16 protein-coding genes and 1 other annotated feature are annotated in these 14,543 nt (G+C 48.2%); of the genes, 1 reads left to right on the forward strand and 15 read right to left on the reverse strand.

Going from position 1 to position 14,543, the window contains the following annotated elements:
* Nucleotides 1–15 precede the first annotated feature (15 nt).
* The 7 genes from RUW00_RS17575 to RUW00_RS17605 form a co-directional block, all read right to left on the reverse strand.
* Nucleotides 16–1,200, reverse strand: coding sequence for a sn-glycerol-1-phosphate dehydrogenase (locus RUW00_RS17575; protein WP_280145369.1), 1,185 nt, complete (start codon nucleotides 1,198–1,200; stop codon nucleotides 16–18).
* Nucleotides 1,197–2,003, reverse strand: coding sequence for a sugar-phosphatase AraL (locus RUW00_RS17580; protein ID WP_396334723.1), 807 nt, complete (start codon nucleotides 2,001–2,003; stop codon nucleotides 1,197–1,199). Before RUW00_RS17580 ends, RUW00_RS17575 begins: the two co-directional genes overlap by 4 nt.
* The gene (gene araD, locus RUW00_RS17585; protein WP_017418322.1) at nucleotides 1,981–2,670 is read right to left on the reverse strand and encodes an L-ribulose-5-phosphate 4-epimerase; all 690 of its coding nucleotides are present in this window, start codon (nucleotides 2,668–2,670) and stop codon (nucleotides 1,981–1,983) included. Before araD ends, RUW00_RS17580 begins: the two co-directional genes overlap by 23 nt.
* Nucleotides 2,663–4,348 carry a ribulokinase gene (gene araB / locus RUW00_RS17590; protein ID WP_280145371.1) on the reverse strand — a complete coding sequence of 562 codons (1,686 nt, stop codon included), beginning with the start codon at nucleotides 4,346–4,348 and terminating at the stop codon, nucleotides 2,663–2,665. Before araB ends, araD begins: the two co-directional genes overlap by 8 nt.
* A gap of 1 nt (nucleotide 4,349) precedes the next feature.
* Nucleotides 4,350–5,843, reverse strand: coding sequence for an L-arabinose isomerase (gene araA, locus RUW00_RS17595; protein WP_280145372.1), 1,494 nt, complete (start codon nucleotides 5,841–5,843; stop codon nucleotides 4,350–4,352).
* 185 nt (nucleotides 5,844–6,028) lie between these two features.
* Nucleotides 6,029–6,994 (reverse strand): arabinan endo-1,5-alpha-L-arabinosidase AbnA, encoded by a 966-nt coding sequence (gene abnA / locus RUW00_RS17600; RefSeq protein WP_280145373.1) that lies wholly within the window; start codon nucleotides 6,992–6,994, stop codon nucleotides 6,029–6,031.
* A 142-nt stretch (nucleotides 6,995–7,136) separates the two neighbouring features.
* The gene (locus RUW00_RS17605) at nucleotides 7,137–8,222 is read right to left on the reverse strand and encodes a M42 family metallopeptidase (RefSeq protein ID WP_007408096.1); all 1,086 of its coding nucleotides are present in this window, start codon (nucleotides 8,220–8,222) and stop codon (nucleotides 7,137–7,139) included.
* Nucleotides 8,223–8,405: 183 nt separating this feature from the next.
* Between RUW00_RS17605 and RUW00_RS17610 the strand changes: the two genes are divergently transcribed.
* Entirely contained in the window at nucleotides 8,406–8,798 is a 393-nt protein-coding gene (locus RUW00_RS17610; protein ID WP_003152498.1) for a hypothetical protein, read from the forward strand.
* Nucleotides 8,799–8,811: 13 nt separating this feature from the next.
* Here RUW00_RS17610 and RUW00_RS17615 read toward each other — a convergent pair whose 3' ends face one another.
* From RUW00_RS17615 to RUW00_RS17650, 8 genes are all read right to left on the reverse strand, one after another.
* Complete coding sequence (locus tag RUW00_RS17615) at nucleotides 8,812–9,078, reverse strand: DUF1294 domain-containing protein (RefSeq protein ID WP_007613018.1); 267 nt, start codon at nucleotides 9,076–9,078, stop codon at nucleotides 8,812–8,814.
* 57 nt (nucleotides 9,079–9,135) lie between these two features.
* Nucleotides 9,136–9,495 carry a 50S ribosomal protein L20 gene (gene rplT, locus RUW00_RS17620; protein WP_007613019.1) on the reverse strand — a complete coding sequence of 120 codons (360 nt, stop codon included), beginning with the start codon at nucleotides 9,493–9,495 and terminating at the stop codon, nucleotides 9,136–9,138.
* A 31-nt stretch (nucleotides 9,496–9,526) separates the two neighbouring features.
* A complete protein-coding gene (gene rpmI / locus RUW00_RS17625; RefSeq protein WP_003152493.1) occupies nucleotides 9,527–9,727 on the reverse strand; it encodes a 50S ribosomal protein L35 in 201 nt (66 codons plus the stop codon).
* A 12-nt stretch (nucleotides 9,728–9,739) separates the two neighbouring features.
* Nucleotides 9,740–10,261 carry a translation initiation factor IF-3 gene (gene infC / locus RUW00_RS17630; RefSeq protein WP_071543361.1) on the reverse strand — a complete coding sequence of 174 codons (522 nt, stop codon included), beginning with the start codon at nucleotides 10,259–10,261 and terminating at the stop codon, nucleotides 9,740–9,742.
* Between the two features lie 58 nt (nucleotides 10,262–10,319).
* Nucleotides 10,320–10,450: a sequence feature (ribosomal protein L20 leader region), on the reverse strand.
* 180 nt (nucleotides 10,451–10,630) lie between these two features.
* Entirely contained in the window at nucleotides 10,631–11,314 is a 684-nt protein-coding gene (lrgB, locus tag RUW00_RS17635; RefSeq protein ID WP_007408093.1) for an antiholin-like protein LrgB, read from the reverse strand.
* A 12-nt stretch (nucleotides 11,315–11,326) separates the two neighbouring features.
* On the reverse strand, nucleotides 11,327–11,764 hold the full coding sequence (gene lrgA, locus RUW00_RS17640; protein WP_280145374.1) for an antiholin-like murein hydrolase modulator LrgA: 438 nt from the start codon (nucleotides 11,762–11,764) through the stop codon (nucleotides 11,327–11,329).
* A gap of 129 nt (nucleotides 11,765–11,893) precedes the next feature.
* Complete coding sequence (locus RUW00_RS17645) at nucleotides 11,894–12,628, reverse strand: LytR/AlgR family response regulator transcription factor (RefSeq protein WP_014418602.1); 735 nt, start codon at nucleotides 12,626–12,628, stop codon at nucleotides 11,894–11,896.
* Nucleotides 12,606–14,387 carry a sensor histidine kinase gene (locus tag RUW00_RS17650; protein WP_017418328.1) on the reverse strand — a complete coding sequence of 594 codons (1,782 nt, stop codon included), beginning with the start codon at nucleotides 14,385–14,387 and terminating at the stop codon, nucleotides 12,606–12,608. The genes RUW00_RS17645 and RUW00_RS17650 overlap by 23 nt, the downstream gene beginning before the upstream one ends.
* Between the last annotated feature and the right edge of the window lie 156 nt (nucleotides 14,388–14,543).

The following is a 14,543-nucleotide window of genomic DNA, read 5'->3' on the forward strand; positions in this document are numbered from 1 at the left end:
CTTTAGGCCGTGCGGCTATTGATGCAAATGATGTGCAAAGAGCGCTGCATTTTCATTTATGATGGTTAAACCGGTATAACGGTCTCTCAGTGTGTGCGCATGCTTAAGCGCATCGCTGACAAGGTCCTGTTTTACACCGATCTCATCGAAACAGGCGGGACCTCCCGCAGATGCGAGCCACCCGGCAATTGTTTTGCCGTCGGGAAGCCCTTCATATGCAGATTGAATCGCCTCGCGAAAGTGCGGCGGCAGTTCAGCAAGCTTTTCGTGACAAGCCAGTTCTTTGTAAATATCACTCAGCACCGCGCACGCACAGCCGACCTTCGCACCGTGGAGAATCGGAGGCTGTTTTGCCTTCAGCATTTCCATCTCAATCCAATGCGAGATGTGATGTTCTCCTCCTGAGGCGGGGCGGGAGTGGTCAAGCGCAAGCATGACAAGACCCGAAACGATCAGCGCTTCCATCAGTATCTGAATGCCGGCCTCCGTTCCCATGGCAATGTCAGCGCGGTGATCAATGCACTGCCAAAGCGCGTCTTTCACAAGCTTCGCCCCGGCTTCTGAGTACGGCTCACCCGCTAGCCTGCGGGAAATCTCCCAATCTGCCAGCGATGTTATTTTTCCGAGCATGTCTCCGAAGCCCGCGGCTGTCATTGAACGGGGCGCTTCTTTTAATACATTCGTATCCGCAAATAAGGCGATCGGCGCTTTCGTTTGAATCGTCGTTTTGATTCCGTTTAATATGAGCGGCGCTCCCGCCGATGTAAAACCGTCGACTGACGGAGCGGTGGGGAATGAGATAAACGGCAATCCGCGCTGGCAGGCGGCAAACCGTGTAATGTCGTGAATCGTTCCTGCACCGGCCGCAATGATGACTTCCGTCTCTTCCGCGAGATTGATCAGCGTATAGACCAATGTCCTCTCATCAGCCGCGGCGGCCCCGGCTTCATGCTCCGGAATGATGACTTTTGACGCTTTGATCCCGCCTGCCCTCAATTCTTCCGCAAGCAGACGCCCCGCCGCCTCGTACGTGTTCCGGTCACAGACGATGACCGGATGATTCCAGCATTTTTTTTGCAGAAATCTGAGAAGCTCTTCTCTTGCATTCGCCCCGATCACGATATCTTCTATTTGAATCGGTGAGCGGCTGGCCCCTTCCTTGTCAAACTCGGATTGAATGTCCTCAGGAGAACGTTTCATAAAAGGATTCCCTCCTTCGCTAATTCTGTCAGGTCTTTAATAGAATCAAGGACGATGTCAGGTTCATATAGACGGGGCTCCCCAAGTTTGGCCGACCCCGTCAGAACCAATACGCTTTTCATTCCGTACAGCCTGCCCATTGCGATATCAGATTCGAGGCTGTCTCCGATAATGGCGCATTCCTCAGGGGGAAGTCCGAGCGCTTCACATGCCGCCTCAGCCATCAGCCAAGACGGTTTGCCGATGACAAGCTCCGTTTTTGCTCCGGCGGATGCTTCAATGGCCCCGATCATTCCCGCGACGTCCATGGCATGGCCGCCTTCATTCGGAAATGAGCGGTCCCGGTTCGTGGCGATGATGCGCGCACCGGAGGAAGCCGTCTTAAAAGCGAGATTCAGATCCTCATAGGTGACGGTTTCATGCAGGGAGATGACAAGCCAGTCTGCCGCCTGCGGGTTTTGCGCCAAGGCGACACCCGCTAAAGCGAGTTCATCAGTCAGCCCTTTCTCTCCTAACACCCACACCTTTGACAAAGGATAATGCTTCTTTAAAAATGATGCCGTCACACTGGAGGACAGCACGATGCTCCGTTCATCCGTGCGGATACCGGCACCCAGCAGTTTCTTTCGGCACATTGCTCTTGATAGATTGCCGCGGTTGCTTAAAAAGACAACGGCTTTGCCAAGTGACTGAAGGGTATGAACGGCTTCTTTTGCGCCGTCAATCAGCTCCCGCCCCCTGAATACGGTTCCGTCTAAATCAATCAGAAACCCGGCTGCGTCAAGTTTGGCCATAATAAGCATTCGCCCCGTGTTTTCTGTAAAAATGCTTATCATGCAGCACTCTGTCGATCGGACTGAGCTGTTTGTTCAGCATAAGCGAATGGTAGGCCATTTCCGCTACCGTTTCGAGCACAACGGCGTTATGCAGGGCATTCAGCGCGTCCGTTCCCCAGCAGAACGGGCCGTGGCTGTGGACGAGAACACCCGGATTTTGTTCATACGGTTCGTTTTGAAAGGTTTCGGCTATGACTTTGCCTGTATGATATTCGTAATCTTTCACAATTTCTTCTTCATACATTTCCCTCGTACAGGGTATAGCGCTTTCAAAGTAATCCGCGTGAGTCGTTCCGAGAGCGGGTATGTCTCTTCCGGACTGTGCCCAGCTCGTCGCCCAGCGGGAATGAGTATGAACGATTCCGCCGATAGCCGGAAACGCTTTATACAGATAAAGATGGGTCGGCGTGTCAGAAGACGGTTTCAGCGAGCCTTCGAGAATGTCTCCGTCCTCATTCAGGACGACCAGTTTGTCAGCGGTCAGCTCACTGTAATCGACACCGCTCGGTTTAATGACGATTCTCCCGCTCTCTCTGTCAATGCCGCTGACATTCCCCCATGTAAACGTGACAAGGTTATGTTCCTCAAGCTTCAGGTTGGCGGCGAGCACTTCTTCTTTTAACGATTCAAGCATGGCGGCTCCCTCCTTTCGCAAAATCACGGTTTTTAATGGCTTTCAGGCGTTTCATGACATTGTTTTCTTTGCCGAAGTAGTGTACGAGCTCTTTATATTCCGCATATAAATTGTCATAAATCTCAGCTCTTTCCCGGTTCGGGGCATAAAAGCCGTCTTTTAATTTCCCCATATGCGCGCATGCTTCAGCAATATTGGAGAATCCCCCGTTTTCCCGTCCCGCGGCGAGCGCTCCGAAAATCGCGGAGCCCAGTGCAGGCGCCTGCGGAGACCCGGATAATTTAATATCCATATTTGTGACGTCTGCATAAATCTGCATGACAAACGGATTTTTTTCGGCGATTCCTCCGGCTGCGTAAAGCTCTTCGACCGGAACGCCGTTTTCCCGGAACGTTTCGATAATCATCCTCGTTCCGAACGCCGTCGCTTCAATCAATGCCCTGTAGATTTCTTCCGGCTTCGTGTGCAGCGTCATGCCAAGCATCATGCCCGTCAAATCGGCGTCCACCAAGGTTGACCGGTTTCCGTTCCACCAGTCAAGCGCGAGAAGGCCGCTTTCCCCCGGAACAAGTTCAGCTGCTTTTTTGCTGAGCAGCTCGTGAATGTCTATGTGTTTATCCTCAGCTTCCTTCTCATAGTCTCTCGGAACACACGTTTTGACGAACCATTCAAAGTGGTCGCCGACACAGGACTGCCCCGCTTCATATCCCGCATATCCGGGCAAGATGCCGTTATTGACGACCCCGCACATACCGGGAACGATATGTTCTTCCTCGCCGAGCAGCACATGGCAGGTAGACGTTCCCATGATCATCAGCATTTTCCCCGGCTCTGTAATACCGACCGCGGGCACTGACACGTGAGCGTCGACATTGGCGACGGCAACGGCCGTCCCCGGCAGAAGCCCGGTCAGCTCCGCCATTTTTTCGGTCAAACCTCCTGCTTTTTCCCCGACTGAATAAATGGTGCCGCTTAATTTATCCTTTGTAATCGTTTTCATTAACGGGTTGAGCTTTTCGAAAAAATGATCCGGCGGATACCCCGTCTCCTCATTCCAGATTGCTTTGTAGCCGGCCGTGCAGTTGCTTCGCTTCAATGAACCGCATAATTGATAGACGATCCAGTCTGCCGCTTCCACAATCCGATCTGCCGCCTCGTATATATGCGGCGCTTCTTCCGCGATTTGCATGATTTTCGGGATCATCCATTCAGAAGAAATTTTACCGCCGTATCTTTTAAGGAATGTTTCTTTTGTGTCTTCGGCAATCGTGTTCAAACGGTCTGCATGTTTTTGAGCCGCATGATGCTTCCACAGCTTCACATAACTGTGGGGCTCCCGTTCAAATTCCGGCAGCATACAAAGCGGCTGCCCCGCGCCGTCTATCGGCAAAATCGTGCAGGCGGTAAAATCAATTCCTATGCCGATCACGTCTTTTGGATCAGCGCCCGCCTGCTCAAGCAGGTTCGGAATCGCCGTTTCCAGAACTTCGATATAATCGGCAGGATGCTGAAGCGCCCAGTCCCGAGGGAGTTTTTCACCCGTCTTCGGCAGCGTGCGGTCGATGACGGCATGAGTGTATTCTTTTACCGCAGACGCGATTTCTTCGCCCGTGCGGACATTGACAAGCACCGCCCGGCCGGACAATGTGCCGAAATCAACACCAATCGTATACGCCATATCAATTCCCTCCCAGCCGGTATAATACGTCATTCCATTTCAGCTCTTTTTTCAGCTCATGTATTTCGGTATTGCGGGAAATATAGATGCTTTCAATGCCTGCCATCTCAGCCCAGTCAAGCATCTGTTCAGCCGTAAGCCGGAAGGACATACAGGTATGGTGGGCGCCTCCCGCCAAAATCCATGCTTCCGCAGCTGTTTTCAGCGATGGCTCCGGCTTCCACAGCACCCGCGCCACAGGGAGATTCGGCATATCATGATCAATTTCCCTGCCTTCCGCTTCATTCAGAATGAGACGGAATCGCCCGCCGATATCAATGATGCTGGCGATGATGGCTGAACCGCCGATTCCGTTAAAGACCAACCGGGCCGGATCTTCCTTCCCTCCGATTGAGAGAGGATGAACTTCGATTTTCGGCTGATCAAGGGCGATCGTCGGACATACTTCAAGCATATGTGATCCGAGAATCATCGCACGCCCCGGTTCAAAATGGTACGTATAATCTTCCATGAAGGAGGTTTGTTCTCCGTCCGCCATTATTTTCATCATTCGCACAAGGGCAGCCGTTTTCCAATCGCCTTCGCCGGCAAATCCGTACCCTTTTTCCATGAGACGCTGAACGGCAAGACCCGGAAGCTGCTTCATTCCGTGCAAAACTTCAAAGGAGGTCGAAAACGCTGTATATCCGCCCCGTTCGAGAAAGGCCGTTAATCCAAGTTCAATTTTCGCCTGTTCTTTAATGGAAGAAACTTTTGCTTCATCCCGTTTTGTTTCGTCGCTGATGACATACAATTTGTCGTATTCCTCATAAAGTGCCTCAATTTCTGCGTCGGTGACGTTGTTCATCACCTCGGTAAGATCGCCGATTCCGTACCCGTCAACCTGCCAGCCGAATTGGATGTGGGCGCCGACTTTGTCTCCGTCAGTAACCGCCACATTCCGCATATTGTCGCCGAACCGGGCTACTTTAATATTCCTGCTTTCATTCCAAGCGGCAGCCGTGTTCATCCATTGCGAAATGTCATGTTTGACTTCCTCATCATTCCAATAGCCTGCGATGACTTTTCTCGTCTGCCCCATTCTTGACTGGATATATCCGTATTCCCGGTCTCCGTGAGCGGATTGGTTGCTGTTCATAAAGTCCATATCAATCGTTTCCCACGGGATGTCGCGATGATACTGGGTATGCAGATGAAGCATCGGCTTTTGAAAAGCGGAAAGACCTTCAATCCACATTTTCGCAGGGGAAAATGTATGCATCCACGTCACGACCCCGGCACAGTTTTCTTGATACTGCGCTTCCCGCAAAACCTCTCTGATCGTTTCAGATGACGTGACAACCGGTTTATGCCTGATCTTGTATCTTGATGACACCCCGCTGAGGCCGTCACATATCCCCTTTGCGTGTTTATCGACAAGCTGCAGCGTTTCCTCTCCGTATAAGTGCTGGCTTCCCGTTACAAACCAAAATTCATATTCTTTGTTCTGAAGCACATTCATTTCCCCTTCCCATCAAAATAAAGCGCTTGCATTTTTTAAAAAAATATACGTACGAATATAAACTACAAAACTTTCATCCTTTTATTTGTACGAACAATTTTATTATAGTTAAGGAGGAATCAAACTGTCAATCTTTTATTGCAAGTAAAAAAGCCGGACACACATGCCCGGCTGATCAATTAATAGGAAGGCCAGCCTGAACTCCAATCGATATCATTGATGAGCATCTTCGGAATTCCGCTGTTTTCGGCATCATACGCATGACGCACTAAAATATTCCCGTTCACAATGTCTTGACCGCCCGGGCCTTTCCAGCGGTCATTGCCGGAGTCAAGAATCGTCCCTCCGCCTTCTGACATGCTTTTCCCGCTTTTATCGAGATATGGGCCGGTGATGCTTTTGGATCTTCCATAAGCGATTTTGTACGTACTATTCACGCCTGAACAGCATTTATCAAACGACACCATTAAGTAATAGTAGCCGTTCTGGTAGGTGATGGCCGGCGCTTCCAAAGCTCCGCCGTTATTCGGTCTGGCAGCGATGGAATAAAGTGATCCCGTCGGTTTCATTGTATTTTTATCAAGCTTTGTCAGCTTAATGCCGCTCCAAAAAGAACCGAAGGCAAGCCAAGGGTTTCCGTCTTTATCAATTGTCAGCTCCGGATCAATTGCATTGTAGTTATTGGCGCTTGTTGAACGGATGACGAGCCCTTCGTCCTTCCAGTTTCCCGAACTGAGGCTTGTAGATGATGCAAGACCGATCGCGGAGGTATTTTTGCCGAATGAAGAAACGGCATAATACAGCCAATACTTTCCGTTATAATATTGAACATCGGGGGCCCATTGATTCAGCCCGTAATTCGGCACATAATTGCCCCACCATGACAGCGGGGAAGTAAAGATTGATTTCTGAACGGTCCATACGCCGCCGCTGCCCGCCTTTAAGACGCGAAGCCCCCTCTCCCCTTCCAAACCGGTTCCGAAAGCGTACCACGTGTTTCCTTCCTTCGCCATTGTCGGATCGTGAAGCAATTCATTTGATGCCCCCCAAAACGCGGCAGATGCCGGAGATGAAGACATCAGCAGCAGCCCGGCTGTAACGGCTGCGCACGAGAAGCGGATCATGCGTCTGAATCTGTTTTTCATTTGTAAACCCTCCCCTTTTTTAAAGCGCTTTCAAAAACATGTTGTCAGATTTTTCTATGTCTTCTCTTATTGTAGACGCAAGGCTCATATTTGTACAGACAAAAAAAAGAATCTGCTTAAAAAAGCAGATTCTTCCGTATCTTTATTGGTAAGTAATACGGTCAACTGTTTCCCGGTCTAATTTTTTAATCACTTCTGTGATCAATTTTACCGTATTCTCATAATCATCCCGATGCAAAATAGCGGCATGAGTGTGAATGTAGCGCGTCGCGATCGTAATGGACAGCGCCGGCACTCCGTTTGCGGTTAAATGAATGGAACCTGAATCCGTGCCCCCTCCGGCAATGGAATCGAATTGATAAGGAATTCCCGCTTCTTCCGCCGTGTTCACGACAAGGTCGCGCAGCCCTTTGTGAGATACCATTGACGCGTCATACAGAATAATTTGCGGCCCTTCGCCGATTTTGCTTTGCGCCTCTTTTTCAGAAATTCCCGGTGTATCTCCGGCAATTCCGACATCCACACCGAACGCGATATCAGGCTGGATCGTATGTGCCGCTGTTTTCGCCCCGCGCAGCCCGACTTCTTCTTGAACCGTTCCGACCCCGTATACTTCATTGGGGTGATCACTGTTTTTCAGATTTTTTAATACATCGATGGCAATCGCACAGCCGATACGGTTGTCCCATGCTTTCGCCAATAAATGCTTTTCATTGTTCATCACTGTAAATTCAAAATACGGCACAATCTGGTCACCCGGAAGAACGCCCCATTCCATTGCTTCTTCACGGCTGGACGCCCCGATATCGATGAACATCTCTTTAATATCGGCGGCTTTTTTTCTTGCGTCAGGAGGCAGAATGTGAGGCGGTTTCGAACCGATGATCCCCGTGATGTCCCCTTTTTTTGTCACGACGGTGACGCGCTGGGCCAGCATGACCTGAGACCACCAGCCGCCGACGGTTTGAAAGCGGAGAAAGCCTTTATCAGTGATTTGCGTCACCATAAAACCGACTTCGTCTAAATGCCCTGAGATCATGATTTTCGGACCGTTTTCTTTGCCGGTTTTTTTGGCGATTAAGCTTCCCAGCCGGTCTGTTGTGACGTCATCGGCAAATGGTTCTATGTATGATTTCATCACTTGTCTTACTTCTCTCTCATTTCCCGGTATCCCTTTTGCATCCGTTAACGCTTTCAGCATGGTGAGCGTTTCATCTAATTTTGTCATCAATAAACCTCCTTTTTTTCACTACCCTTCTTATTATACAAAACCAATGCTGAAGCATACGATTAATTCGCCTGAAAAACGGGTAAATGTTTTTATCTATTTCTTTTAAAAAAATGAAACCTTTTGTTTTGTTTTTCGTATTACATCAGATCATGACAAAGGTGAGGAGGTGCCTTCACACATATGGCCATTACAGTATTGAGGATTGTCTTGCTTGCACTTCTTATTTATTTTATTTACATGTGCGTCAAATTTTACGCAAACCCGAAAAGAAGGCTCAGACTGGCGCAATCAAAAGAGAATTTTTATTTTATTGACGAACAGAAAAACACGCGAAAAAATCTCCAGCTTACTTATAAAGGAGTGCTCTTTGAAGGAGAAAAGCATATCCCTTCCAAAGATCATCCGCTGTTTATTCATACGATATTTGTATGGACCGAAAATCCGGAAAAGCTGAACCGCTTTTCTGCAGGTGATTTTGAAGAAGTCGAAAAAAAGGTATTGGAGCGGTACCCGAATTGCAAGATTGATTGGGACCAGCCCATCAAAAAAGCGAAAAAAGCAGGCGAGCGATAAGCTCTCCTGCTTTTTATGTTTTATACATCAAATACATCAGCACAAGGGCGGCTTCAGTGAGAAAAAGCAGCGGCACCCCGTATAAAAAGGATTTGTGTTTCGTCTTATGCCTGAAGGTGCGCATGCCGATCCATACGCCGAGTGAGCCGAACATGGCGGCTGTGAGCCATATTCGTTTCTCTGATATTCTCCACCGGTGTGCCTTTGCTCTTCTTTTATCAGCGCCCATGATCCAAAAGCCGTATCCGTTTATCAATACGGCGTAAATGAAGAGAGCCATTGATTGTCACCCTTTACGTAAAAAAACCGCTCCCGGAAAGAGAGCGGCTTTTTCAACTTACTTGTCTAACTGAGCTTTAGCAGCATCAGCAAGCTGATTGAAAGCAGTAAGATCGTTTACAGCAAGATCAGCAAGCATTTTGCGGTTTACTTCGATGCCTGAAAGCTTAAGACCGTGCATTAAACGGCTGTAAGAAAGACCGTTCATACGTGCAGCAGCGTTGATACGAGTGATCCAAAGCTTACGGAAATCACGTTTTTTCTGACGGCGGTCACGGAATGCATAGTTTCCTGATTTCATGACCTGCTGGTTTGCTACTTTGTATAATCTATGTTTTGAACCGAAATAACCTTTTGCTAATTTAAGAACCTTTTTACGACGCTGACGCGACACAGTTCCGCCTTTTACTCTTGGCATTATATTTCCCTCCTAATTGTTCCTTGTCCGATTACTTGATGTTAGCAAGCTGTTGTTTGATGCGTTTGAAGTCTCCTGCGCTTACAATAGCACCCTTGCGAAGCTTACGCTTTTGCTTTTGGGATTTGTTGGCGAATAAGTGACTTGTGTATGCATGAGAACGTTTTAACTTCCCAGAACCTGTCTTTTTAAAACGTTTAGCAGATCCGCGGTGAGTTTTCATTTTTGGCATGGGATTTCCTCCTTATTGCTTTTCGTTTTTCGGCGCGAGCATTAAGAACATGCTGCGGCCGTCCATTTTTGGTTTTGTTTCGACTGTCGCAACTTCCGCACATGCTTCAGAGAAACGGTCCAATACGCGCTGGCCGATTTCTTTATGAGTGATTGCGCGCCCTTTAAAGCGGATAGAAGCTTTCACTTTATCGCCTTTTTCAAGGAATTTAATCGCATTGCGCAATTTCGTGTTAAAGTCATGCTCATCGATCGTCGGACTTAATCTAACTTCTTTTAAGTTAATGATTTTTTGATTTTTGCGTGCTTCTTTGTCCTTTTTCTGCTGCTCGAATCTGAACTTACCGTAGTCCATGATGCGGCAGACAGGCGGTTTTGCATTTGCTGCAACTAACACAAGGTCAAGATTTGCGCGGCCGGCGATTTCAAGTGCTTCCTGACGGGACTTGATGCCGAGCTGATCGCCATTTTGTCCGATCAGACGAACTTCACGTGCACGGATACCCTCATTAACCAATTGATCTTTGCTAATAATGAGCCACCTCCATAGTTTCTTCGAATTGATTCACAACGCTTTTTGACTGCATTCTGCAGGCAAACAAAAAGTGCGGGCATGACAACACACCCACACTACGAACATCTGCATAAATAAAAATGTACGGTCAACCTGCCAACTACATGAATGTGTCAATCAGGTGAGAAGCGGGTGCCTCTGCTTGTGATTTATATTCAATTCAATAACTATTCTACACAATACCGGATCATTAGTCAAGAATGACTTCTCCGGATCAACTTTTTCATTTTAACACGATGCCGGGGCGAGCGCAAGGAAAAATGTGAAATTTCGTTCTTTGCCGCCCGCGGACGCGCCACACAATAAAAAACCCGGGTCTATGAACCGGGTTTATCCTCCGATGAGCTGAACGAATACCGGAATGACCAGCACCGTCACCACTCCCACGACGACAACCGCGATACTTGCCATTGCCGCTTCTACTTCCCCCATCTCAATACCGACCGCAACACCGAGTGCGTGTCCTGATGTGCCCAGAGCCAGTCCTTTTGAGATTGGGTGCTTTACTTTAAACAGTTTTAAGAATAGAGCGCCCAGAGCATAGACGATAACGGCGTTGAAAATGACGGCGAAAGCGGTGATATCGGTGATGCCGCCGATTCCTTTTGACAGCGGAAGGGCAATTGCCGTTGTCGCCGCCTGCGGAAGCATGCTTTTCATAACGGCCGCGTCAAGATGAATGCCTTTTGCGATCAAATAGACAATCGTCACTGAGCAGATAGAGCCGACAATGATAGAAGACATGATCTGCCACCAGTATTTTTTCAGTTTGTCACGCTGTTTGTATAAAGGGATGGCAAAAGCGATCGTCGCGGGCTCCAGGAAGAATTTAATAATGTCCCCCCCGCTTTTATAATCTTCATATGAAAAACCGCCGAGCTTCAGAAAAAGGATTCCAAGCACCATCGCGACAAACAGCGGGGTGAAGAGGAAAAAGCCTCTCGTTTTTTTAAATAAATACGTGCCGATGCCAAAGGCCGCAAGTGAAACGACAATACCGAAATATGGACTCATCCGATTTCCCTCCTAATGATGCACAAGTTCTTTTTCCTGATTGGAACGGCGCACCGTTTGTTTTTCAGGAGCAGTCTTCTGACGTTTTTGGCTGGCAGACAAGATCAGCTGAGAAAAAAGGCCCGTGGCCCCTAACAGAATGATGGTGGCGAGTAAGATGACGAGTGCGATCTGCACGCCGTACTGCTGCATGACGCCAAGTGAATTCATCACGGAGATGCCCGACGGGACAAATAAAAATCCGATCAGTGACGTTAATGATGTTCCCAGCGTTTCTACTTGTTCAAGCTTAATCACTTTCAGGCATAAGAGGACAAATAATAACACCAAACCTACTACGGAAGCGGGTATAGGAATGGGGACAATCGCTGCAATCCCATTAGATATGAGCATAATTACGGCAAAAATAAATGCTTGTGTCAGAAATCCGTACACTTTTTTCGCACTCATTTTCTTCACCTCTTTCTCTTTGTTAGGTCCATTATAAAAGAGAAATCGCCTTTTAAAGCGCTTTCATAACAAACGGCTGAATATTCATTCTGAAATGCAAAAAACGGCTGCTGAAATGCAAAAGCCGCCTCATATAATATGAAGCAGCTTTTTTAAGTCCTTGGCGTATGTACGGCTGACGGGAATTTTAGAGCCGTCTTTTAAGATAAGATTGTACGTCGAATTAAACCACGGATGAATTTCCGTAATATGCTCCGTATTCACGATGAACGCGCGGTGCACTCTCAAGAAACCCGTATCAGGCAGTTTTTTCTCAATGACCGCCAAAGTTTCATGAACGGAATAAGACGCGGCAAACGTTTTGACAGAAACGTGTCCGTCCTCCATGCCGGCGAAAATAATGTCCTTCGTATCTAAAATGACAATAGATTCACCGGCTGATACAGCCAGTTTATGCGCTCCGGCTGCGGACGGCTGCTCTGAGACGGCTCCTGCCCTGTCCTGCTTCACTCTTTTAAACTTTCTGATCGTCTGGCGCACTCTTTCTTCATCAAAAGGCTTCGTTAAATAATCGAGTGCGTCGACTTCAAAGGCTTTTAAAGCAAATTGGTCATACGCCGTCGCAAAAACGACGGCCGGCGGATTTTTCATGTTTTTCAGCCGTTTGGCAATGTCAAATCCGTTTTCTCCTGACAAATCAACGTCCAAAAACAGCAGATCCGGTTTTTGATCCATCATACTGTCAAAAGCGGATTCAATATTTTCTGCTTCGTTTATGTCACTTACTTCATTCGTCCGTTTCAGCAAATAAGCTAATTCATCTCTTGCCAGCATTTCATCATCAACGATTAACACCTTCAGCATGTTCTTCTCCTTTAGTCATCAGTTTCAAAGGCAGCTCAAATGATACGTCCGTACCTTTGCCGGCCTCACTTTCCAATCGCAGGGCTGCTTTGGGGCCGAACAGCCCGATCAGCCGCTGATTTAAATTGTAAAGCGCGGTTCCCGTCCCTTCTTTAGACGGGAGCGGACGGTTTCCGAGCACGGACAGCAATTCCGGATCAATTCCCCGCCCGTTATCTCCAACCCGCATTAAAACCGACTGACCGGCGGATACCACGCTGACATTGACGGCACAGCTGTCCTGCTTTCTTGAAAATGCATGGCGGAGCGCATTTTCGACGAGGATCTGCAGCACAAAAGGAGGAATTTCGATGTCCTCCAAACCGCGTTCGATCTCAAGGCTGATTTTATATTTCCCGGGAAAACGGGCCTGCTCCAATGATAAATATGCCTGCAGATGGTTCAGTTCTTTAGAAAGCGGGATGAGCAGCTGCCTTGCCCCCTGCAGATTGGAACGGAAATAGACGCTGAGCTGCAGCAGAAGCTTTCGGGTTTTTTCCACATCCGTACGGCAAAGAGCAGAAATCGTATTGATCGCATTAAACAGAAAATGCGGATTGACCTGTGCTTGAAGCGCCTTTATTTCTGCGTCTTTCAGCAATTTGCTCTGCAGTTCCGCCTCGCCGAGTTCAAGCTGGGTGGAAAACAGCATGGCTAGTCCTTCTGCAAGCTCTTCTTCAACCCGGCTTAAACCTGACGGGCTTTTAAAGTACATTTTCAGCGTCCCGATCGTTTTGCCGTTTGACGTCAGCGGCAATACGATCGCCGCATGCAGCGGACAGGGATCGTGCGTGCATTCAATTTCTGCCTTTGATGTCGCTTTCATAATATGACCCGTTTTAATGACGCGTTTTGACAACCCGGTGATCAGGCTTTCAGACGGAATATGATGGTCGGCACCCGCGCCGACGTGCGCCAAAATCTTTTCGTTATCCGTAAGCGATACCGCGTCCGTTCCTGTTTGCCTGTGAATGATGGCGGCGACGCTTTTGCATGAGCTTTCATTCAGCCCCTGGCGGAAAAACGGAAGCGTCTGATCGGCAATCATCAGCACCCTGTGGGTTTCAAGGGCTCTCGCCCGTTCTTCCTTCCGGATAATCGACTGAATGATCGAAAGAAAAATAAAAGTCCCTGACCCGTTTACCAATATCATCGGGATGCCGATGATGCTCACAAGCGTCCAAGCATCAGAAAACGGCTTGGCCATCAAGAGAATGAGCAGCATTTGCAGCGATTCCATCCCGAGTCCGACAAGCGCGGCCACCCGCGGTGTCGGCATCGCATAGCGTTTTCTGAAATACCGTCCGATCCAGCCGGACAAAATGCCCGCTAAAACGGATGAGACGGCACAGCTGACTGCGGTCGCGCCGCCGAGTGATAAACGATGCAGGCCGGCCAGTATGCCGACGCCGATTCCCACATACGGGCCGCCTAAGAGTCCGCCGATTTCAACGCCCATAATTCTTGTATTGGCAATTGAACCGGACGGATTAATTTGAAACACCCAGTCATTATTCATGATTGTATTCCGCTGAATTTCTATTCCCGTATAGTTGCTGATGATACTGAACAGCGAGAAAATTGAAATCAGCACCGCTTTGCCTTTATAGCTCTCAGGCTGCTGGAGCGCCTGTCTGAACAATCTGGTATGAGCCAGAACAAATCCCAATATGACGATAATTCCGACTCTTTCCAGCATCATGATGATCAAATGCAGCATACTTTTCACCTGTTCTTTCAAATTTTATTTTATCACGTTTTAGAGCCTGAGACAGAATCTGACACAAACCTGCCTGTTTTTTTCAAATCATCTGAAAACAAATCTTTCACAGTCTATATATCTATTGTAGAATAAACGGGAGCCTTGCGGCAGAGA

The organism is Bacillus sp. IS1, from assembly GCF_032461585.1.
GTDB classification, from domain to species: Bacteria; Bacillota; Bacilli; order Bacillales; family Bacillaceae; genus Bacillus; species Bacillus velezensis.

Excerpts from the sequence above, each read along its gene's own strand:
- RUW00_RS17575 (WP_280145369.1), bottom strand. The coding sequence starts at position 1,200 with ATGAAACGTTCTCCTGAGGACATTCAATCCGAGTTTGACAAGGAAGGG.
- RUW00_RS17580 (WP_396334723.1), bottom strand. The coding sequence starts at position 2,003 with ATGCTTATTATGGCCAAACTTGACGCAGCCGGGTTTCTGATTGATTTA.
- araD (WP_017418322.1), bottom strand. The coding sequence starts at position 2,670 with ATGCTTGAATCGTTAAAAGAAGAAGTGCTCGCCGCCAACCTGAAGCTT.
- araB (WP_280145371.1), bottom strand. The coding sequence starts at position 4,348 with ATGGCGTATACGATTGGTGTTGATTTCGGCACATTGTCCGGCCGGGCG.
- abnA (WP_280145373.1), bottom strand. The coding sequence starts at position 6,994 with ATGAAAAACAGATTCAGACGCATGATCCGCTTCTCGTGCGCAGCCGTT.
- RUW00_RS17605 (WP_007408096.1), bottom strand. The coding sequence starts at position 8,222 with ATGACAAAATTAGATGAAACGCTCACCATGCTGAAAGCGTTAACGGAT.
- RUW00_RS17610 (WP_003152498.1), top strand. The coding sequence starts at position 8,406 with ATGGCCATTACAGTATTGAGGATTGTCTTGCTTGCACTTCTTATTTAT.
- RUW00_RS17615 (WP_007613018.1), bottom strand. The coding sequence starts at position 9,078 with ATGGCTCTCTTCATTTACGCCGTATTGATAAACGGATACGGCTTTTGG.
- rplT (WP_007613019.1), bottom strand. The coding sequence starts at position 9,495 with ATGCCAAGAGTAAAAGGCGGAACTGTGTCGCGTCAGCGTCGTAAAAAG.
- rpmI (WP_003152493.1), bottom strand. The coding sequence starts at position 9,727 with ATGCCAAAAATGAAAACTCACCGCGGATCTGCTAAACGTTTTAAAAAG.
- lrgB (WP_007408093.1), bottom strand. The coding sequence starts at position 11,314 with ATGAGTCCATATTTCGGTATTGTCGTTTCACTTGCGGCCTTTGGCATC.
- lrgA (WP_280145374.1), bottom strand. The coding sequence starts at position 11,764 with ATGAGTGCGAAAAAAGTGTACGGATTTCTGACACAAGCATTTATTTTT.
- RUW00_RS17645 (WP_014418602.1), bottom strand. The coding sequence starts at position 12,628 with ATGCTGAAGGTGTTAATCGTTGATGATGAAATGCTGGCAAGAGATGAA.
- RUW00_RS17650 (WP_017418328.1), bottom strand. The coding sequence starts at position 14,387 with ATGCTGCATTTGATCATCATGATGCTGGAAAGAGTCGGAATTATCGTC.